General features: G+C 65.7%; 19 protein-coding genes. 11 read left to right on the top strand and 8 right to left on the bottom strand.

Annotated elements, in window-relative coordinates; genetic code table 11:
* Positions 1–21 precede the first annotated feature (21 nt).
* The 4 genes from NM2_RS34345 (at position 22) to NM2_RS34330 (ending at position 4,520) form a co-directional block, all read left to right on the top strand.
* Positions 22–1,293, top strand: a complete 1,272-nt coding sequence (locus tag NM2_RS34345; RefSeq protein WP_067677698.1) for an aromatic ring-hydroxylating oxygenase subunit alpha — start codon at positions 22–24, stop codon at positions 1,291–1,293.
* Positions 1,290–1,625 (top strand): hypothetical protein, encoded by a 336-nt coding sequence (locus tag NM2_RS34340; RefSeq protein WP_067677697.1) that lies wholly within the window; start codon positions 1,290–1,292, stop codon positions 1,623–1,625. Before NM2_RS34345 ends, NM2_RS34340 begins: the two co-directional genes overlap by 4 nt.
* 46 nt (positions 1,626–1,671) lie before the next feature.
* Positions 1,672–2,916, top strand: coding sequence for a metal-dependent hydrolase family protein (locus NM2_RS34335; RefSeq protein WP_067677694.1), 1,245 nt, complete (start codon positions 1,672–1,674; stop codon positions 2,914–2,916).
* A 119-nt stretch (positions 2,917–3,035) separates the two neighbouring features.
* Positions 3,036–4,520, top strand: a complete 1,485-nt coding sequence (locus NM2_RS34330) for an aldehyde dehydrogenase (protein ID WP_084531856.1) — start codon at positions 3,036–3,038, stop codon at positions 4,518–4,520.
* A gap of 200 nt (positions 4,521–4,720) precedes the next feature.
* Here NM2_RS34330 and NM2_RS34325 read toward each other — a convergent pair whose 3' ends face one another.
* Positions 4,721–5,953 (bottom strand): amidohydrolase, encoded by a 1,233-nt coding sequence (locus NM2_RS34325; RefSeq protein WP_067677691.1) that lies wholly within the window; start codon positions 5,951–5,953, stop codon positions 4,721–4,723.
* Between the two features lie 251 nt (positions 5,954–6,204).
* On the opposite strand from NM2_RS34325, the gene NM2_RS34320 reads away from it, so the two are divergent.
* Complete coding sequence (locus NM2_RS34320; RefSeq protein WP_067677688.1) at positions 6,205–6,567, top strand: GFA family protein; 363 nt, start codon at positions 6,205–6,207, stop codon at positions 6,565–6,567.
* A gap of 72 nt (positions 6,568–6,639) precedes the next feature.
* On the opposite strand, the gene NM2_RS34315 is transcribed toward NM2_RS34320, so the two are convergent.
* Both NM2_RS34315 and NM2_RS34310 read right to left on the bottom strand, forming a co-directional pair.
* Positions 6,640–7,479, bottom strand: coding sequence for an MBL fold metallo-hydrolase (locus tag NM2_RS34315; protein ID WP_067677685.1), 840 nt, complete (start codon positions 7,477–7,479; stop codon positions 6,640–6,642).
* 32 nt (positions 7,480–7,511) lie between these two features.
* On the bottom strand, positions 7,512–8,099 hold the full coding sequence (locus NM2_RS34310; RefSeq protein WP_067677682.1) for a nuclear transport factor 2 family protein: 588 nt from the start codon (positions 8,097–8,099) through the stop codon (positions 7,512–7,514).
* A 61-nt stretch (positions 8,100–8,160) separates the two neighbouring features.
* Between NM2_RS34310 and NM2_RS34305 the strand changes: the two genes are divergently transcribed.
* Positions 8,161–8,631, top strand: a complete 471-nt coding sequence (locus NM2_RS34305) for a winged helix-turn-helix transcriptional regulator (protein ID WP_169816291.1) — start codon at positions 8,161–8,163, stop codon at positions 8,629–8,631.
* 108 nt (positions 8,632–8,739) lie between these two features.
* On the opposite strand, the gene NM2_RS34300 is transcribed toward NM2_RS34305, so the two are convergent.
* Together NM2_RS34300 and NM2_RS34295 are read right to left on the bottom strand one after the other, a co-directional pair.
* On the bottom strand, positions 8,740–9,966 hold the full coding sequence (locus NM2_RS34300) for an NAD(P)/FAD-dependent oxidoreductase (protein WP_067677676.1): 1,227 nt from the start codon (positions 9,964–9,966) through the stop codon (positions 8,740–8,742).
* Between the two features lie 84 nt (positions 9,967–10,050).
* Positions 10,051–10,530: an RrF2 family transcriptional regulator gene (locus NM2_RS34295; RefSeq protein WP_067677673.1), complete on the bottom strand. Its 480-nt coding sequence runs from the start codon at positions 10,528–10,530 to the stop codon at positions 10,051–10,053.
* A 688-nt stretch (positions 10,531–11,218) separates the two neighbouring features.
* Here NM2_RS34295 and NM2_RS34290 point away from each other — a divergent pair.
* The gene (locus NM2_RS34290) at positions 11,219–12,862 is read left to right on the top strand and encodes an MFS transporter (RefSeq protein ID WP_084531855.1); all 1,644 of its coding nucleotides are present in this window, start codon (positions 11,219–11,221) and stop codon (positions 12,860–12,862) included.
* A gap of 336 nt (positions 12,863–13,198) precedes the next feature.
* Here NM2_RS34290 and NM2_RS34285 read toward each other — a convergent pair whose 3' ends face one another.
* Positions 13,199–14,746 (bottom strand): acyl-CoA carboxylase subunit beta, encoded by a 1,548-nt coding sequence (locus tag NM2_RS34285; RefSeq protein WP_067677848.1) that lies wholly within the window; start codon positions 14,744–14,746, stop codon positions 13,199–13,201.
* A gap of 189 nt (positions 14,747–14,935) precedes the next feature.
* Here NM2_RS34285 and NM2_RS34280 point away from each other — a divergent pair, with 189 nt between their 5' ends.
* Together NM2_RS34280 and NM2_RS34275 are read left to right on the top strand one after the other, a co-directional pair.
* The gene (locus NM2_RS34280; RefSeq protein ID WP_157121488.1) at positions 14,936–16,543 is read left to right on the top strand and encodes a hypothetical protein; all 1,608 of its coding nucleotides are present in this window, start codon (positions 14,936–14,938) and stop codon (positions 16,541–16,543) included.
* A gap of 119 nt (positions 16,544–16,662) precedes the next feature.
* The gene (locus NM2_RS34275) at positions 16,663–17,055 is read left to right on the top strand and encodes an HIT family protein (RefSeq protein ID WP_067677845.1); all 393 of its coding nucleotides are present in this window, start codon (positions 16,663–16,665) and stop codon (positions 17,053–17,055) included.
* 279 nt (positions 17,056–17,334) lie between these two features.
* On the opposite strand, the gene NM2_RS34270 is transcribed toward NM2_RS34275, so the two are convergent.
* A complete protein-coding gene (locus NM2_RS34270) occupies positions 17,335–18,204 on the bottom strand; it encodes an SDR family oxidoreductase (RefSeq protein ID WP_067677668.1) in 870 nt (289 codons plus the stop codon).
* A 103-nt stretch (positions 18,205–18,307) separates the two neighbouring features.
* Between NM2_RS34270 and NM2_RS34265 the strand changes: the two genes are divergently transcribed.
* Positions 18,308–18,742 carry a MarR family winged helix-turn-helix transcriptional regulator gene (locus NM2_RS34265; protein WP_067677666.1) on the top strand — a complete coding sequence of 145 codons (435 nt, stop codon included), beginning with the start codon at positions 18,308–18,310 and terminating at the stop codon, positions 18,740–18,742.
* A gap of 120 nt (positions 18,743–18,862) precedes the next feature.
* Here NM2_RS34265 and NM2_RS34260 read toward each other — a convergent pair whose 3' ends face one another.
* Positions 18,863–19,372 (bottom strand): anthrone oxygenase family protein, encoded by a 510-nt coding sequence (locus NM2_RS34260; protein ID WP_067677842.1) that lies wholly within the window; start codon positions 19,370–19,372, stop codon positions 18,863–18,865.
* An 83-nt stretch (positions 19,373–19,455) separates the two neighbouring features.
* Between NM2_RS34260 and NM2_RS34255 the strand changes: the two genes are divergently transcribed.
* Complete coding sequence (locus tag NM2_RS34255; protein ID WP_067677663.1) at positions 19,456–20,049, top strand: TetR/AcrR family transcriptional regulator; 594 nt, start codon at positions 19,456–19,458, stop codon at positions 20,047–20,049.
* The last annotated feature ends 487 nt before the right edge of the window (positions 20,050–20,536 follow it).

Genomic DNA, 20,536 nt, shown 5'->3' with positions numbered 1-20,536 from the left:
CCCACCCCCAGGAGCGACACAATGCCCCGTTGGCCCAAGCCCGCAGAGGGTAGCTGGACCCAGCACTATCCCGAACTCGGCACCGCGCCGATGTCCTACGAGGATTCGATCTCACCGGAGTTCTTCGAACTCGAACGCGAGGCCGTGTTCAAACGCGCCTGGCTCAATGTCGGCCGGGTGGAACAACTTCCGCGCACCGGCAGCTATTTCACCAAGGAGATCGCCGCGGCGCACGCCTCGGTCATCGTCGTGCGCGACCGCGACGGGAGCGTCAACGCGTTCCACAACGTCTGCCGCCACCGCGGCAACAAACTGGTATGGGACACCATCCCGCGCGAGGAGGTGTCGGGCACCTGCCGCCAGTTCACCTGCAAATATCACGGCTGGCGCTACGGCCTGGACGGCGCGCTGAATTTCGTTCAGCAGCCGGAGGAATTCTTCGATCTGGACCAGAACGAGTACGGCCTGGTGCGGGTGCACTGCGAGGTGTGGTCGGGATTCGTCTTCGTCAATCTCGCTCGGGAGCCGCGCCAGTCGCTGCGAGAATTCCTGGGCCCCATGATCACCGACCTGGACGGGTACCCCTTCGACGCGCTCACCGAACGCTTCTCCTACCGCTCCGAGGTGCACGCCAACTGGAAGCTCTACATGGACGCCTTCCAGGAGTTCTATCACGCACCTGTCCTGCACGGTAAGCAGACACCGGCCAACTTTTCGAATGCCGCGCAGGAAGCGGGCTTTCAGGCGCCGCACTACCGGCTCGAGGGACCGCACCGGATGGTCAGCACCTCGGGCGTGGTCACCTGGGAGCTCGATCCGACCATGCGCAAACCCATGGAGGACATCACCCGCAGCGGACTGTTCGGGCCTTGGGACACACCGGATCTCGGGCCCATGCCCGTCGGGGTGAATCCCGCGAAATGCGAACCGTGGGGCCTGGACTCGTTCCAGCTGTGGCCTAACTTCGTGATCCTGATCTGGTCCAGCGGTTGGTATCTGACCTATCACTACTGGCCGACGTCCCACAACACCCACATCTTCGAGGGAAATCTGTACTTCGCGCCCGCCCGCAACACGCGGGAGCGGGTCGCGCACGAGATGGCCGCGGTGACGTTCAAGGAGTACGGCCTGCAGGATTGCAGCACGCTGGAGGCGACGCAGTTGATGTTGGAATCCCGTGCGGTGACGGCATTTCCGTTGAACGACCAGGAGATCCTGTTGCGGCATCTGCACAAGGTGGCCGGGGACTGGGTCGAGGACTACCGGCGTGAGCGGGCGGAGGCCGCGCGATGAGCGAGCCCCTACTGCCACCGGAATTCGCCGATCTCGAACCCTTCGCCGAAACATGGTGTCTGGCAACCGAGCCCGAGCGTTATGCCCGTCGCCTGGCCGGCACGATGCCGCAGATGCAGGAGTTCTACGATGCGATCACGCCGCGCGCGGAGGCCGTCATCGCCTACTGCGACGAGTTTCCGCTGGACGATCTCCCCGAACAGGTGCAGAACCTGCTGTATCTGCTCTATTCGATGATCAACGTCTCCTTCCCCGTGGAGGTCTGGAGTCAGCCGTGGGTACCCGACAGTGGCACAACGGCTTTGGACTGCGTCGTGGAGCCGATCCCGTGAACGAACGATCGAGACAGCGGACAACGATGCCCAGGGAGGTGCGGTCGTGACCGAGCCGAGTACAGTTCTGCGCGCCGCGCGCCGCGTCGACGTCGAGACCGGACAGGTGCACTCCCCCGCGACCATCGTCGTCGACGGCACGCACATCACCGCGGTCGATCCGCCTCGGGAGCCCGCGGGCGCGAAGGTGATCGACCTGGGCGATCTCACCCTGCTGCCCGGTCTGATGGATATGGAGATCAACCTGCTCATCGGCGGGCCCGACACCCCCACCGGGCTGCCGAATCCCATGCACGGAGTGCAGGACGACCCGGTCTATCGCACGTTGCGCGGCACCGTGAACGCCCGCACCACCCTGCACGCGGGATTCACCACGGTCCGCAATCTGGGGCTGATGGTGAAGTCCGGTGGTTATCTGCTGGACGTCGATCTGGGCCGCGCGATCGATCAGGGCTGGGTGGAGGGTCCGCGCATCGTCGGGGCGGGACACGCCGTCACCCCGACCGGCGGTCATCTCGATCCCACGATGTTCCAGCGCCTGGCCCCGCACATCATGCCGGTGAGCGTGGAGGAGGGCCGCGCCAACGGTGTGCCACAGGTGCGCGAATGCGTGCGCTATCAGATCAAATACGGCGCGGGCGTGATCAAGATCTCGGCCTCGGGTGGGGTGATGTCGCACGGCACCGTCGCGGGTGCGCAGCAGTACTCCGACGAAGAATTGGAAGCGATCGTGGACGAGGCGCACCGCGCCGGGATCCGGGTCGCCGCACATGCCCACGGCGACGCGGGAATTCGCGCCTGCATCCGCGCCGGGGTCGACTGCATCGAACACGGCTCGCTGGCCAGTGACGACACGATCGCGATGATGGTCGAGCACGGCACGTTCCTGGTGCCGACGAGTTATCTGTCCGAGGGCCTCGACATCTCCAAAGCCGCTCCGGCGCTACAGAAGAAGGCCGCGGAGGTGTTCCCGAAGGCTCGCGAGACACTGCGCAAAGCGATCGCGGCCGGAGTCAAGATCGCCTGTGGCACAGACGCACCGGCGGTTCCGCACGGCGACAACGCCAAAGAGCTGTGGGCACTGGTGGATCGGGGCATGACACCCGCTCAGGCGCTACGCGCCGCCACCGTCACCAGCGCCGAACTCATCGACGTCGACGACCGTGGCCGACTGGCCGCCGGACTGCTCGCGGACATCATCGCCGTCCCGGGCGATCCCACCGCGGATATCACCACGTTGCAGGACGTGCGCTTCGTCATGAAGGACGGCCGCGTCGTCAAACGTCAATAGGCCGAATCCCGTCGATTCCCAGGGAATTCCCCACGTCGAATCCGAAGCGCTCCTGCGGCAGATCCGCACTCGCACAACGTGACCCGCACGCAGGACAACGGACTACCGAGGAGGTAACCGTGTCGACTCATCGGCATCTGTTCATCGGCGGTGAGTGGGTCGCGCCCAGCGGGACGGACACCATCGAGGTGATCTCCCCGCACACCGAGCAACCGGTGGGTCGCGTGCCCGCGCCGACGAACGCCGACGTCGATCGCGCGATCTCGCTCGCGCGCAACGCATTCGACGCGGGACCGTGGCCGCGCCTGGACCCGCGGGACCGCATCGCGGTCGTACGCGACTTCGCCGAACGCTATGGTTCGCGACAGGAGGAACTGGCCCGGCTGATCAGCACCGAGATGGGTGCGCCGATCACCTTCTCCCGGTCGGCGCACGCCCGCCTGCCCGGGGCGATGATCGGGGCGTTCGCCGACGTCGCCGCCCGGCATCGGTGGCACGAGACCCGCGCGGGCGCGTTCGGCGGCGAGGTGGCCGTGCGTCGTGCACCCGTCGGCGTGGTCGCGGCGATCATCCCGTGGAACATGCCGATGTTCCTCACCGTCGCGAAACTCGTTCCCGCACTGCTGGCCGGATGTGCGGTCGTGCTCAAGCCCTCCCCGGAGACAGCGCTCGACGCCTACTTCACCGCCGAGTTGCTCAACGAGTTGGGTCTGCCGCCCGGCTTGGTCAGCGTCCTGCCGGGTGACCGCGAGATCGGCCGTTATCTGGTCTCCCATCCTGGCGTGGACAAGGTCTCGTTCACCGGTTCCACCGCCGCGGGCAGACAGGTCGCGGCGGCATGTGGTTCCGCGCTGCACCGGGTGAGCCTGGAGCTCGGCGGCAAATCGGCCGCGGTCGTCCTGGACGATGCCGATCCACAGGTCGTCGCCGAGGGCATGACGGTCGCGGGTTTGATGAACAGCGGACAGGCGTGCGTCGCCCAGACACGAATCCTGCTGCCACGCAACCGGTATGGTGAGTTCGCCGACGCACTGGCGAGTACCGTCGAGAGTCTGCCGGTGGGCGATCCCTTCGACCCCGCGACCCGGGTCGGCCCGATGGCGTCCCGACCTCAGCAGCAGCGTGTCCGCGGCTACATCGAACAGGGTGTCCGCGAAGGCGCGCGCTTGCTCGTCGGCGGTCCCGGCCTGCCCGAAGGGATCGACCGCGGCTGGTACGTCCGACCGACCCTTTTCACCGACGCCGACAACAGCATGCGCATCGCCCAGGAGGAAATCTTCGGGCCGGTGCTCACCCTGATCCCGCACGACGGCGACGAAGACGCGATCCGCCTCGCGAACGACACCGAATACGGCCTCTCCGGCTCGATCTGGAGTCCCGACGTCTCCCGGGCAACTACGGTCGCCCACCGAATCCGCAGCGGCACACTGGGAATCAATGCGGCCTACAGCATGGACCCCGCAGCCCCGTTCGGCGGCGTCAAGGCCAGCGGCATCGGCCGCGAATTCGGCCCCGAGGGTCTGGACGGATTCCTGGAAACCACATCACTGTCCATCGCCCCGGCGAGCGACATGCGCCCCTCCGCAAGCGCGCGACAGCCCTGATCCGTTACCTCACCGGGCGCACCGATACGATGTGTACGTCCCGCAATACTCACGCCAACTGTGCATTCGGCGCTCGAGACGCGCGAAACCCATTCTCGCCGAAACCTGTTCACGAGCTGTATCCAATCCCGCCGCGCTGGAGTTTCCAGCGCGTCAACTCCCAGGCACGTCGGCTGAGCGACGGGAAGACGCAACCCCGTTCAGGCAGTGTGCTCCAGCCACCTACGAGCTGCCACCACCAGCGCCTCGACTCCCGTGGTGAGGGTGGGCTCGATCTCCGGGGCGAATTCGGGTGAGTGGTTGGCGGGTACCTGATCCAGATCTCGGCCCGCGTAATTTATTCCGCCCCAGAACCAATAGACGCTCGGCACGCCCGCGGACTCACCGAGGACGCCCGCATCCTCGCTGGCATTCACCTGGGGTATGGGCAGTATGCGCTGTTCGCCGAAATGTTCGGTGAGGGCCGCGACCGTCGCGGTGGTCGCATCCGGGTCGTTCACCAGGACGGGGGCGCTGATATTCCAGTCGAAGTCCGGTTCGCGCTCGGCTCCCGACGCCGTGGCCTCCGCGCGCACGATGCGTTCGATGGCGGCGCGGACCAGGGCGCGGATCTTCTCGTCATAGGTGCGGATATTGATGCCGAGTTCGGCGGTGTCCGGGATGATGTTGTCCTTGGTGCCCGCCTGTAGGCGGCCGACCGTCACCACCGCGGTCGCCGCGGGCGGGACCTCGCGCGAGACGACGCCCTGCAACCGGGTCACCACGTTCGCGGCCATCAGGACGGTATCGATCGCGGCCTCGGGCCGGGATCCGTGCCCGCCGCGGCCATACAGCGTCACCTGCACCCCATCCATACCGGCCATGACCGGACCGCTGCCGTAGCCGATCATCCCGGCCGGTAGCGGGCCGACGTGTTGCGCCAGCACGATGTCCGGTTTCGGAAATCGCTCGAACAGCCCGTCCGCCACCATATTTCGCGCGCCGCAGGCCAGTTCCTCCGCCGGTTGGAACACCGCCACCACGGTCCCCGACCACTCGGCGGTCGAATTCGCCAGCAGTGCGGCCGCACCGATCAGACAGGTGGCGTGCATATCGTGACCGCAGGCGTGCATCACCGGGACCTCCACACCCGATTGATCCTGCGCCCGAACCGAACTCGCATACGGCAGACCGGTCTTCTCCGCCACCGGCAACGCGTCGAAATCGGCCCGCATCAGCACCACCGGCCCGTCCCCGTTCCGCAGCACCCCGACCACCCCGGTACCGCCGACCCCGGTGGTCACCTCGAACTTCAGCGGAGCGAGCGCCTCGGCAACCCGTTGCGCGGTCCGGAATTCCTGCAACGACAACTCCGGGTGCCGGTGCAGGTCACGATAGAAATCGGCGAGTTCTTCCCGCAGCCCTGGACTACGATCCCACGGCAACGCTGCCATACCTGACTCCTTCCGACGGGTCGGTCACGCCGACTGTACCGAGCAGTACACGCCCCCGCTCGCGGCCGGGCCACATAACGTTTCCGGCCCCTTCTCCGCGCTGCGCAAGCGAACTCGTCGTCGCGCTGTGACAGAGTGACCATGCCTGCTCGGTGCCGCGACGGCGACGGCCTTGCCGAGCGTCGGGCGTCATTGATCGGCAACGCGCGACATCGGATGAAACGACCTGGCTTCCAGCAAGAAGGAGCGATGTGAACGGCGGCTGTCTCTGCGGCAATATCCGGTTCTCCGCGACCGGCGACCCGGACTTCCCTCACCTGTGCTCGTGCGAGCACTGCCAGAAACTTTCCGGCGCCCCGGTGATGTCGTGGGTGTCCTTCCAGGAGGAAGGATTCGCGTGGACCGGTCCGGGTGGGGAACCGACCTGGTTCGAGACCTTCCCGCGGATCTGCCGAGGGTTCTGCCCGAAGTGCGGTTCCTCGGTCGCGTCCAAGGGAGATGAAACCGGCTTGGTAGGCGTCACGATCACAGCCTTGGACGATCATGCGAACCTGGTACCGGTCAGACAGAGCTTCGCCCACAACGCAGTCCCGTGGATGACCCCGCTGAGCTGACCAACCGAATCAGTACATCCGCGGCTGACCGAGCTGCACGAGTGGAACATGCTGGGCCAAGCCCTGATTGGTTCATCGATAGAGTGCGGTCGCCCCCATCCACAGCGCCGTGGGGTTGAGTCTGGTGGGATAGCGTTCGCTCATCGCGCTGAAGAATTCGCGCGCGGTGCCGCAGCCGGCGCGGAGTTCTTCAGCGCTGCGCAGGTAGTCCCTGGTTTGCGTGATCGCCCGGGGACCCGCGTCGTCCAGGTTCCTGTCCTTGTGTCCGGCGACGATCCGCAGTGGTTCGAGCGACTCGACGACGTCGACCGCCTCGAGCCATTTCCGGAGGCCGCCGCCGGCTGATTCGGCCAGGTATTGGTGCACGCCGTTGTAGATGACGTCGCCACCTACGACCAGGTCCAGGGACGGTACGTGCAGCACCGTGGTGTCGTCGGTGTCGCTGTGGCCGACCTCGACAGCCCACAGTGAGTGCCCCTCCAACGTGATGTGGTTGTCTTCGGGGGGCGTCGCGGTAACTTCGGCCGCCGGAATCTGGCCGGGGAACAGTTTGTCCCACAGCGCTTCCCGGTTCGCCACCTCACGGTGCATCAGCTCAATGGTCCCCGCGGTGGCGACGACTCGCGCGTGGAATCGATCTGCCAGCACTCCGGCGGTGAACCAGTGGTCGCCGTGTCCGTGCGTGATGTAGATATGCGTAAGGTTCCTACCGCTGGAACGCACCCAGTCGATCACGTCATGCACCTGTTTTGTGGTGAAGGGCGGATCGACCAAGACGGCTTGGTGCTCACCGAAGATCAGGGTGGTCGATTGTGGTGACCACATGTAGTGATCCCCGTTGGGAACGAGCGCATCGACGTTTTGCGGGATGGGGTCGGCGATCAGTACGTCATAACTCAGGTTGGTTGCCATCACGGTTTCCTTGATCGGTCGAAGGTCGGCGGCTACTGCCGGGGGACCATCACGTCCCAGTGTTCGGCGCAGCGTCCGTCGGCGACGCGGAACAGATCGTGAAAGATGTAGGGCTCCCCGCCGAACGCACCCTCCGAGCGGACGTAGGCGAAGTCCCCTTCGGCAACGACCTGCTCGATCCCGTCGTACTTCATCGTGATGCCCTGCGCAGCGAGCGCGCCGAGCGCCGCGAGTAGCCCGCTGGAACCGTCGGCGAACCGCGGATTGTGCTGTACGTAGGACTCTGCCAGGTATTCGTCGACTTTCGAGACGTCCCCGCCCACGAGGATCGCCTGCACCGTGGCGGTGGCGACCCCGCGGGTTGCCTCGGTGTCCTTGCTCTGGTCGATGGCCTGCACACCGTCGATCTGCGTATGACCGTTGGCGGTCTCCGGCGCCCACGGTTCCTCGTCGGCCCAGTGCTCAACGATCTCGCCGGTGTCGATACGCCACAAATCGAAACGGACCGCGGTTGGCCCGCTGTCGCCGGTGACCAGCGAGTGGTTGACGACGTACTGCCCGTCGGTCAGCACACGCCGGACAATGCGATTGGTCTCATGCACGCTCTGAGCGGTGGTCATGACGCTTATCCCTTCTAGTCGGTCCGGAATGTGGACTGAGTGTTGTCGTTACTCTAACAAGGTGAGTCCATCATTGAAACCGACCCCTCGAGAATGTTCCGTTACCGATGCCCTGACCGTCCTGGGCGGCCGGTACACGCTGGAGATCGCGCGTGAGTTGTTCTACGGAAACCGCCGTTTCGTGGACCTCGTCGCACAGCTGGGCGCACCACGCAGCGTGTTGTCGAACAGGCTGTCCATGCTGTGCGACACGGGCGTCGTGGAGCGTCGCCGATACAGCGAACGCCCACCCCGCGAGGAATACCTGCTCACCGACTCCGGGCGTGATCTGATGCCGATCCTGCTGGCCCTGAAGCAGTGGGGCGACCGCTGGTGTCGCGACGGTGAGCAGACCGTCGAGTTCACCCACCGATGCGGCGACCAGCTCGAGGTGGGGACGGTCTGCTCGGCGTGCCGAATGCCGGTGCGGTTCGAGGACCTGACCATCACCGGCGGATCACACCCGCCGACTCTCGACGTCCCGAACAACTGAAGTCGAGCGCCGTGGGGCGGGCTGGGCAGCCGAGGGTGAGTCCGGCTGGTGCCAGCCGGGCCAATCACTCTGTCTCCGAACGCCTTTGCCGCAATATGACCGCCCGAATCAGGCCATCTGCGGCTGGCCGAGTTGGCGCACGGAGAACCGATAGTCGGCCTGGCGCAACAGTTCGTCGGGGTCGTTGACCGGCGGGTAGATGAACAGCTCGTTGACCCTGCGCTTGCGTGCCTTTGCGGCAGCTCCCGTGGCGACCACCCGACGGTCCCAGCCATTGCTGAACATGGCTTCGGTGGAACCGAGATCCAGGCAGGTGACGTACGGTTCGGCCACGAACGGGACGAGCGGGAGGCCGAGCACCTCGGCAGCGGCGTTGTGACCGGCGTATTTGCCCAGTTGCAGGGCATGCTGGCAGCACTGCAGAACTCTGGTGTCATCGTTGACGGCCGTCGCGGCGGTATCGCCGGCGGCGTATACGCCGGGCGCACCGCGCGCTCGCAGATAATCGTCGACGCGAATGCGCCCCAGCCGATCCCGGGTTCCAGGGATGTCGGCGGTGAGTGGGCTGGCCTGCACTCCGGCGGTCCAGACCACGGTGGCAGCGGCAATCCGGCTGCCGTCGGACAGGGTGACCCCGCGCGGATCCACGGCGGCGACGCTCACTCCGAGCCGTTGTTCCACACCGAGTTTCGCGAGAACCGCCAGAATGTGCGGGCGGGGGCCAGGACCGAGTTCGGGTCCGATCTCGTCGTTCCGCTCGACCAGCACGATTCGGCTGCCCTCGCCCGGCGCGCTCTCGGCGATCGGCCGAAGCCGGTCCACCAGTTCGGTGGCGATCTCCAGGCCGGTGAAGCCGGCGCCGACGACGACCACGGTGAAACGCCCTTCCCCGGAAGGGATTTCCGGCAGCCGGTGCAGGTGCGCGTCGAGCGCCGCCGCGGCGGGCAAGGTATCCACGTCGTGCATCAGCTCGGCGCCCGGCAGCCGCGGTCGCGTCAGCTGGCTCCCGGTGGCGAGAATCAGTCTGTCGTAATCGGATTGGATGCCGCGGCCGTCGGACCCGACGCCGGTGACCGTTCGCCGGTCGGTATCGATGCCGGTGACGACCGCGGCCATCCGGCGCACGCCGACGGGACCCAGAATTCGATCCAGCGACACGCGCATGCGATCCGGGTCGGCCTCATACAGCCGCGGACGGATCACCAAGTCGTCACCGGGTGCGACAACGGTGACCGACACGTCACGTTGGGCACCGTGCGCGCGGACCAGTCGCACCGCGCTCGCCGCACTCCAGACGCCGGCGAAACCGCCGCCCACTACGAGAATCTTGGACACTGCGTCCTCCTTTCAGCTATTAGGGACATGAGATGTCCTCTTTATTTGCAGACGGCGGCGATCACCGGCGAATGCTCCGATCAGCTAGAGGTTCATGCTTTCGAATCCCCGCCGGGTGCGCGCCACCGAACTCGCGGGTGCGCCCGCCATCAGATCCGCGATGGTCTGTGCGGCGAGTTCACGCCGCCATGCGAGTTCCGCCCGCCGCATCGCCACTGCGATACCGCACGGGCGGGAGAACTTTTCGACCGCCGATGCGCCGCTGATCCCACGCTGGCGAATCTCGGTGCAGCGGAACGGATCCACACCCCCCTCGATGGCCGTCACCACCTCCAGGAGCGTGATCCGCTCGGGCGGGCGAGCCAGGCTCAAACCGCCCCGCACCCCCGGGGTGGAGGTCAAGATCCCGGCGCGGACCAATGCCTGCAAACGCTTCTTCAGGTATTCCACCGGCAGGTCGAACCAGCTCGCCAGCCGCGCGATCGACACCGGGCCCTGCTCCTGCAACCAACCCAGGGTCACACAACAGTGCAAGCTCCACTCGACGCCCTCACCCATCTTCATAATAGGGATATTAGATGTCCCGATTAAAAAATGAAAGGGTCGCGGTGCGCTCAGCCGCTCGGGCTCGTGGTTGTACGCCCCAGCTGGAGGCCTGGACTTAGATTCTCATTTCACGGTAATCCCGTTCTCAAAAGCCTTATGATCGGTTCGCCCACCGGGCAAATCCAGGACAGACCGTCTCACTGCGGACTAGGAGAGACACCCATGCAAGCGTCTGCGTCGCACAGTTGCACCCCGAGCTACGCCCGCCTGCCGGTTCTCACCCCAACCCGGCTGTCGGCAGTCCAGTACGCCGGACGATCCTCCGAAAGGCCACCGCACTGATGAGAGCTCCGCGCGGCACCGCCCGGCGTCACACGGGAAGCGATCGCGTTGCGGATATCGGCTCCACCCGCTGCGACTACGCCGCCGGACTCGCCGCAGCCAGGGGCGACACCGTCCCGGGCGCCCCGCACTCCCTCGAATCGATAGCCCGTAATTCGCCCGGCACACAGATATACGCCGACGCCTGACTCCGCAAGCGACCGACCTCGAGCATCCCACCCACGGCTCGCCCCTGCCAGAAAGGAGCAGGCGGCCCATCATGGCTAGCCGAAGGGGCGCACAAGCGGCCCGGCAGCCATGGCCTTCAGTATCCGATCCACCCTTGAACCCGAATCTCATCGAAGTAGCTAGCAGGTAACACATCGTGGCTGAACCAACCGACATCCAACATTCACAGCCAACGGCAGCGGAGGACGCGGGCCGAATCGACTCCGCACACTGGGGTCGCCTCGTCGCAATCCTCGTCGCACTGGTGCTGTACTCGGAGATTGCGCCGATGCAGCTCGGCATGGTCTCGATCATCGTGCCGAAATTCGCAGCGTCCTTCCCCGGTGCGGGAGCCGGCGTGACCTGGGCAGTCACGATCGTCGGCATCGCGGGCGGCGCCACCATGGCGCTACTCGGCAAGCTCGGCGACCTGATCGGCAAGAAGCGCCTGACCCTGTTGTGCGGCTTGCTGTTCCTGATCGGCGCCCTGCTGTGCGTATTCACCTCGAGCTGGCCGCTGTTCCTGGTCGGGCGTGCCCTGGGCGGCGCGTCCTGGGCTCTGACCGCGGTCGAGTACGGCCTCGTCCGCGACCTCCTGCCGCGCAAATGGATCCCCGTCGCGATCGGCGTCATCGGGACCGGGTTCGGCATCGGCGCGGTGCTCACGCCCATCATCTGCGGCGCACTGACCGACCACTACAGCTGGCGGTCGGTCTTCTGGTTCCTCATCATCTACGTCGCGGTCACAACCCCGCTCGTGATGATCTTCGTGCCCGAGTCACCGTTCCGGGTCAAACAACGCCTCGACATTCTCGGGGCGATACTGTTCGGCAGCTCCATCGGCCTGATCCTGCTGTACGTCAGCGAGGGGTCGAGCTGGGGCTGGGTGCGCGCCACCTCGCTGGTCTACCTCATCGTGGGTGTGGTTCTGCTCGCCGCGTTCATCGCATGGGAACTGCGGGTGCCCGAGCCGATGATCGAATTGTCGCTGCTGCGGTCGCGGGCAGTCGCGATCCCGATGGCGGTGGCATTCCTCATCACCCTGACCATCAGCACGCTGAACATCATCATCGCGTACATGTTCCAGACGCCGAAGGCTCCGCAGTTGGAGGCACAGGTCGTGGCAGGTGCGGCAGCCCAAGCGCACGTTCCACCGTCACTGGTGGAGAAGTTCGTCACCTTCCGGGGCGACATCAGCTATGCCAACGGCTTCTCGGTCTTGCAGATGGCACTGCACATCACCGTGTGGACCGCGCTGTTCGGCATGATCTTCGGCATTGTCGGCGGCTGGCTGTGCCGCCGCTTCGGCGCGCGCCTGCTGCTGATCACCAGCGGCGTCTTCCTGGTGATCGCCTGCGCGCTGTGGATCAAGTGGCACTCGACCTGGCAGGAGCAGGTGTTCATCGGCGTGCTGTACGGAATCGCCTTCGGGTTCTATTACGCCGCCAATCCCAACCTGCTCATGGACGCCGTCCCCGCCGAACGTCAGGGAATCAGCGCCGGCATGCTGGCGGTCTTCGGCGCCATCGGCACCTCCGTCGGCACTGCCGTGTTCACCGCGGTCGCGGCCGCTCACCCCTTCCAACTGATCGCCAACCAAGGGGGTAAGACGATCGTCAGCAATATCCCGAGCGTTTACACCGACACTGCCTACAGCCTGTCCTACATCGCGGTGGGCGTCATACCATCCGTCCTGGCAGTGCTGCTCGCCATCGCTCTGCGCACCGGACGGACGCCATCCCGCGGCGGCGCCTCCGAGGCGGCCCTGCTGACCGCGGAGGGAGGCGCCGCAGCGGTCTGACGCACACCTGAGAACCCCGTCCGAGCCGACCGGCTTCCGGATGCGGCCGCCGCCGGGCGCGAGTAGCCTTCACCGTCTCGCGCCCGTCGGCGGCCGTCCTGTATCGACACGCGGCGCGGTAGGTAGGCCGAGATTTGCTGTGGCGCAGGCTATCCCATGACCTGTGGCGGTCCGTACGGACATGCGGCGGCGGCAGATCCGGTCATCGCCCTGTGGTTGCCGACCGACGCCGCAGCGTGGACCGGCAGCGGACCGAGCGTCAACGGGACGACCTGGAGTTGCCGCTCGCTGACCGCGACCGCGACCGGGGTGAAGCGGTGCCGGGCGTCTCGGGTGTCAGAGCGGCATGAGGTGATGTTTGCGGGGGCCGTGCCGGATGGTTTTATCACGCAGCAGGCGCAGTGCTTTCCGGATTTCCAGTCGGGTGTGGGCTGGTTCGATGACCGCGTCGATGTAGCCGCGTTCGGCGGCCGTCCACGGGGTTGCCATGGTGGCGTTGTAGAAGTCGATCATCTGCTGGCGCAGGGCGGGTCGCTCGTCATCCGGTACGGCTGCGAGCTGGCGGCGTTGGGTCAGACTGACGGCGGCCTCGGCGCCCATAACGGCGATGCGCGCCGTGGGCCAGGCCAGATTGACGTCGCCGCCGAGTTGTTTGGATCCCATGACGGCGTAGGCGCCACCGTAGGCTTTGCGCACGATGACGGTGACGATCGGCACGGTGGCCTCGACGACGGCGTAGAAGAAGCGACCGCCTCGTTTGATGACGCCGATCTTCTCCTCCTCGACGCCGGGCAGCACACCCGGGGTGTCGACGACGAAGATCAGCGGGAGGTCGAATGCGTCGCAGAGCCGGATGAAGTGCGCCGCCTTGTCCGAGCAGCGAGCATCGATCGCACCGCTGGCCACCAGCGGCTGATTGGCGACCACACCGACGCTGCGGCCGTCGACCCGAGCGAAGCCGGTGATCATGTTGCGGGCGGCGGCAGCGCCGACTTCGTGAAAGTCGCCGTCGTCGAAGATCCTGGCCAGGACGTCGTACATGTCGTACCCGGCCCGGTCGGAATCGGGGATGATCGTGTCCAACTCCCGGTCGCTGTCGGTGAGGCCGGGCTCGAGGCCCGGATTCACGACGGGTGACCGGTCGAAGCAGTTCGACGGCATGAAGCTCAGATAGTTGCGCGCCCAGTCGAATGCTGCGCGTTCGTCGGTGGCGATGTGGTGGATGTTGCCGTTCTGGGCTTGGTTGAACGCGCCACCGAGCTCTTCGAGGCTGAGCTCTTCGCCTGTGGTCTCGCGGATGATGTCGGGGCCGGTCACGAACATGTAGGCGGATTCGGTCGCGATCAGCACATCGGTGTTGATCGGTGAATAGACCGCTCCCGCAGCGCATTTGCCCAGCATCAGCGACACCTGGGGCACCACACCGGACATGCGTAGCTGCCGTCGGCTCAAGGCCGCGTACCAGGCGAGCGAGGTCGCGGTGTCCTGTACCCGGGCACCACCGGAATCATTGATCGCGACGAAAGGGCAGCCGACGTCGGCCGCCAAGTCCATCGCCGCGGCAACCTTCCGCCCGAACATCTCCCCGATCGACCCGCCGTAGACCGTCTGATCGTGCGAAACCACCACTACCGGACGCCCTTCGACCGCGGCCCGCCCGGTGACCACCCCGTCGCCGTAGAGAGCATCAGCACGTCCCGGTTGGCGCACCAACGCACCGAATTCGATGAAACTGCCTGGGTCCACGAGCATTTCGATGCGCTCGCGGGGACTGGGGATGCCTTTGGCTGCGCGTTTGGCGATGCCCGCCGCCCCTGTCGGCTCGCGTGTCGCCGCGAGATTCTGTTGCAGCAGAGCCAGTTTCGCGGCGGTCGTCGTTTCCACGGATACGTCCTCCCTCGGACCGGCCATGCGACCGGTTTCGCCTCGAGAGCCGACCCTAGTCGGAATAGACGAGTACACAACTATATGTACTGCAATAAACTCGATGCTGTGGCGTCTACTGCAATGCATCGCGATGCGCCGAGCTACCAAGCGCGAGCCGGCCGAGCGATCGAAGAAAACACCAAAGCGATGATCATCGCCGCAGCCGAGCAGGTGATGATGGAACGAATCAACACGTCCCGCCCGGGCCACTCGATCGAACGGCTCACCATCGCCGACGTGTGCGCTGCCGCAAGTGGATACATTCGACGCGACGGCACCGAGGGCCCGATTCCCAAGGCCACCATGTGGAAGCACTTCAAGTCCGTCCAAGCGCTCGCTGCCGCCGTCGTCGAGAACCTGACTGCCGACAATCGGCAGGTTCCCGATCCGATTGCCGCGTTGGCGGCGCGCGACGAACATGCCGATACCAGCCGGAACGGTGTCGACGCGCAGCGGCTGGAGGCGCGATTCTCGGCGCGGCAATACGACATCGCTCGCCTGGCGGAAGAGTTCGACGCCGCATCGGCGCGAAACGAGCAGTCCGACATGCTGTTCTGGGCGGCCGAACTAGCCGAACGCCACCTACAACGCCGACGCCGCGGCGAGCGCCGAACGGTCATCGCGGCTCGCGACTGGGCGCGCCGGGGCATCGGCCTGGTCGACTCCACGGCGCGCCTGGATTGCATGATGGGGATACGCTGCACCCGGACCGCCGCTGCCGCCGAAACGGCACTGTGCAGAAAGACCGATTACGAGCCCACCGGGCTCAGCCGGATCCGGTCCATCAAAGAAACCGAAATGGCCTTCGCCGACACCCTCGGCTGGCAGGTGCGCCGCGAACTGGCACATTTCCACGCCGAACACGCCCGCGCCCTCAGCGAAGAAGACCCCGACCGCGAAATGCGATCGCATCGAGCGATCGCCGCCACCGTGATCGAGCTGTGCGGACCTGATCCAGCTCGTATCCTGGACCCTCGCGACACGCTGCGAGCCGAGGAACTCGCCGACATCATCGTCGGACTGCACCGAATCGACATGGCCTACGCCACCCATCCCGAATACCACGAACTGCACGCCACGATCTTCGGTGACAGCATGGCGGACACGACACGAAAGTTGCTGGCATGCTTTCCCACGACAACCAGCGAAAGCCATCGCCACGAAGGCAACGTCCGTGCCCTACTGCGTCTGGATGATCTGGCCCGCCAGCTCGACCGGATCGGCCCGGCCGACGAATCCGGCCGGATCCGGTCGATCGTCGAAGCCTACGAGCAGGCGGCCATCGACCTGCTCCGAACCGCCGAATACGGTGCCATCCGTGACATTCTGGTCGCGCGCTATCTGGTGGCGAAAGCGCAATCCCTCGCTCCCCTCGACGGAGCGGTGAACAGTCCGGCCGACACCGCGGATCCAGCACGAACGAGGAACCCGCTGATCCATCCGCATCCCGCCGCGCTGATCCAAGCCGCTGCCCAGTTCTACGACCACACCGCCGCCGCTGCGAGCCCACGCGGAGCCACCGGCATCCTCCGCACCCTGGCAGTCGACGCCGGTATCGAACTGCGGCAAGCGAACCCGCCGGAGCACACCGCCGGCACACCGCCGAGCAGCGAATTCGACACCATCGCCCAAGCCATCAACGACCTCGTGCTGATCACGATCACCCGCCGAAACCGTCTCACCGACAACGAAATCGAACACCTACTCGACATGGTCGACCCCATGTACTACTACATCACCTCCGGCCGGAACTGACCCTGCGCCGAATCGAGAGTTCGAGATGCGCCTGCACACCAACTGCCGGAGCAGCGGTATCGTCCCCCCGCATGTGGGGGTGCATGATCTGCGACAAACACAATGGGACCGGACCACTGGTGAGCCCGGTGATCCATGCCGACGACCTCGTGGTGGTGACCCACCGGCCCGGCCATGGCGAGTGGGTCCGGCCGGGTTACCTGTTCGTCGAGCCTCGCCGTCACGTTGCGAGCCTCGATCTGCTCGACGACGCTGAGACAGTAGCGTTCGCGCGCGCCGTCCGCTCGTCGATCGGCGCCCTGCGCCGAGTTCTCGAACCCGCCCATGTCTTCACCTTCGTGGCGGGCCTGAGCGCAGCCGGTGTCCACCTGCACCAGCACGTCTTCACCCGCCCCGCCGACACCGCACGAGATGTGCCGTGGCACAACGCCGATTCTCCGGACGCGCCTCGAATCCCTGCATCCCAACTGGATGCGCTCTGTGCCGAGCTGGCGGCAGCGTCACCGGGTTGAGGCGTACCCGAAGGGCGCATTGTAAGACGAGCAGGTGGTCCCGGTGGCCGGAAGGGGCGATGTGCCTGCGGTGCGGTCTGCGATCAGTCCGGTTGTGCGCCAGAGCATTCCGATGCGCTGCGATAGGATCGCGCATCGCACACCCTGTCTCACTCGAGTCGAGATCATCGACTCCCGGGCGGCTGGACGCTTCGATGCGATGCCTAGCGAATCACTATGGCATCCACAGTTATTGGGGTGTCCGCAGTACCGGATGCTCCCCACATACGGAGTCGGGCGTCATGAATTGTAGACGGCCTGATCCGTACGGAATGCGTCGATGTTGCGTGCGCACCAGTCGGTGAAGTTTCGGGGGCGGCGACCGAGCAGGCGTTCGATGGTGTCGGTGCGAAATCCGGTGGTGTCCTGGCGCATGAGGGTGAAGCCTTCGAGGATGGCGGCGGCGAGGGCCGGGGGTGCGCCGTGGGGATATCGGGACGCGACGGCCTGCTCGGGGGTGGCGGCCTCGCGCACGTCGATGTCGCGGCCGATCGCGGCCGCGATGACCGCGATTTGCTCGGCGATGGTGAACGTCTCGTCACCGGTGAGGTAGTACTCCTTGCCGTCATGGCCGTTCTCGGTGAGAGTCATGGCGGCGACCGCGGCGATATCGGCTGGATCGACCGGCGCGTATCGGCCGGGACCGGTGGGGTCGTCCACAACACCTCCGGCACGGATGACCGGCGCCCACTCCAGGGCGTTGGTCATCAAGCCGCCCGGCCGCAGGATCGTGTACGGGATGCCCGCGGCTCTCACGATGGTCTCGCGTTCGTGGTGCCAGCGCCCCATCGCGGGTATCGGATCGCCCATCACGTTGTAGGACGACAGCAGCACGATCCGGCCGATCCGGGCCGCGCGCGCTGCGGCGACCATGTCGCGGGTGTGGTCGATGCCGATCCCTGGGACGAGCAGGAACAGGCGGTCGACACCGTCGAGCGCCGCGTAGGTGTTCGGATCATCCAGGTCGCCGACCACGCGGCGAGCGCGCTCGGGCAGGCCCTCGGCACGTCGTGGATCGCGGACGAAAATGCGGAACTCGACATCCTGCACGGCAAGGGCGTGCACGAGTTCGCGACCGATGTTTCCGGTAGCTCCGGTGAGAAGTATCATCACAACTCCATTCGTTAGCCGTCTATCGAAAAACGATAGACGGCTAACAACCCAATGACAAGCGCGCTGCCGACGACGGTCTCGCTCCAGCTCAGGAGGCTTGATGCCCGCATTCCTCGACCTGCACAGCCGCACATCGAAGCTGTTGCGGGCGCTGGTCGAGCGCAGCGTACGGCCCTACGGGCTGTATCCGGGTCAGGATTTGGTGCTCGGCGTGCTCTGGGACCGCGACGGCCGCACCCCCGGCGAGGTCGCCGCCGCACTGAAAGTCACCACGCCGACCATCGTGAAGATGGCCAACCGCATGACCGAGACCGGGTTACTGACCCGGCGCGGTGACCCCGACGACAACCGGCTCGTCCGGCTGTGGCTCACCGACAAAGGGCACGAGCTTCGAGACCAGGTCGAAACCAGCCGGACATCGCTGGAGAACCTGATCACCGCGGATCTCACCGAAGCCGAACGCCGATGCCTGCTCACCGCGCTCGAAAAGGTCCATCGTTCCGCAACCCGGTTGCTCGAACAGCCGCACACCTGAGAGCGCGCCGGAAACCCGAAGCGTCGCATGACAATGCGGACACGCCGTAATGCCGCCGATCCAGCGGTTTGCGTCGTGAATCGAGGGTGTGTCCAGTGACCGGCGTGGCCCGTGCGCGAGTCATCGATACTCCGGTGCCACGGAAGGGTGGATGCGAGCACCGGCGCGGCGATCGGCGGCGGAACCGATCACGGTGGTGATCACCAGAGCGAATGCGATCAGGGCGCAACCGGTTCGGGTGAAGTGGAACAATTCCCAGCGACGCAGGATCTCGGTGTAGTCAGCGGGCAACGCGCCTACCCGCCAGCGCTTGATCTGCTGATTGATCGGCACATTCCCCCATCGGGTCACCACGAACGAGGAGAAGACCAGCACCGCGGCGCTCGCGGCGAGCCAACGTTGCCGATGCGTCGATCGCACCGCGAGCAGCACGGTGCTCAGCACCGCCAGACCCATCAGCGACTGCATGACAGGCCCGTTGACCCGCATCAGCGCGGTATGGAAGGTGAACCGGACATCAAGGGGCACTTCACGAAACGCGTACAGCACGTTCACCGCGCCGTATCCGAACGCACCGGCGAGCAAACCGGGGAACAACAACGCGGCTCCCCGAACGGATTTCGACAGCATCGACACTCCACTCCTATCGCAACTCCTAGTTGCGATATTGTCAGCATGCCCGTACATCGCCGATATCGCAACTAGGAGTTGCAATGAGTCCGACCGCACCCCTGGGCCGTGGTCCCAAGGTCCGCACCGCCGTGCTCGCGGCAACCATCGACGAACTGAGCGAACGGGGCTACGCCGCATTCACGATCGACAACGTCGCCCAGCGCACCGGAGTACACAAGACCACCGTCTACCGGCGATGGCCCGATCGCGAGACCCTGATCGCCGAGGCTCTGACCGATAGCGTCACCACCGAAATCCCCCTCCCCGACACCGGTTCGGTCGACGAAGACCTCCGCGCGCTCGCGCGCAGCCTCGTCGCATGGGCCAACAGCGCCTCCGGCCGAGCAGTGCTGGCCGTGATGGTTTCCACCGCCGCGGGCCTACCGGCGCCACCACTGTCCGCTCGACACGTCTTCCGCGACCGGATTCGGCAAACACTGCCGGTGGTGACGCGCGCGATCACCCGCGGGGAGATTCCCGACGGCACGGATCCTGCCGAAATGGTGAAAACGCTTGTGGCGCCGATCTATTTCCGCGTCTTGATCACCGGCGAGCCAGTCGACGACAGCACCGCCGACGCGGCTGCGGCAGTGGCGCTGACGGCCGCACGCGCTCGCTTGTTCACCAATAACTGAGTGTCCGCTCATGCCGTCATCGACGGTGTTCCGGAGCACTCGCCTGCGGAGTATGTACGCCGACCACGGGTATCGAACGAGTCACCGACGCCGAGGCTTTCGCATCTCCAGTTCGTCGCGATGCTCACGCGGCGCGGGATTCGTCCCACGCCACCGATTCGCGTCGGCGAGGATGCTCGGGGTGCTGTGATTGCGGATCTTCGAAGCCTGCGGATCCGATCTCGGCGAAGAACACGAGCATCGCATCATGCGGGTCGTCGGCATGGGCGCCAAGGTCGCACTGATGCCGCTGCCGCCAGCGGTGGGCCGTGTGATCGACCGATCCTGCGGTGACCGTGTGGGCGGTCCTGGACCGGCACCCGAACTACATCCCGGCGGCCTACATAGCCTCCGGCACATGATATTTCGATTTGCTCGCCCTTGTCGATCACCGCATGCCAACCGGTTAGGAGCCATTACGAATACTCCGTCGGGGTGCTGCCCGAAC

Origin of the sequence: Nocardia miyunensis NBRC 108239, from assembly GCF_001613065.1 — a bacterium.
Taxonomy (GTDB): domain Bacteria; phylum Actinomycetota; class Actinomycetes; order Mycobacteriales; family Mycobacteriaceae; genus Nocardia; species Nocardia miyunensis.
This window is presented reverse-complemented; position numbering and strand designations above follow the sequence as displayed.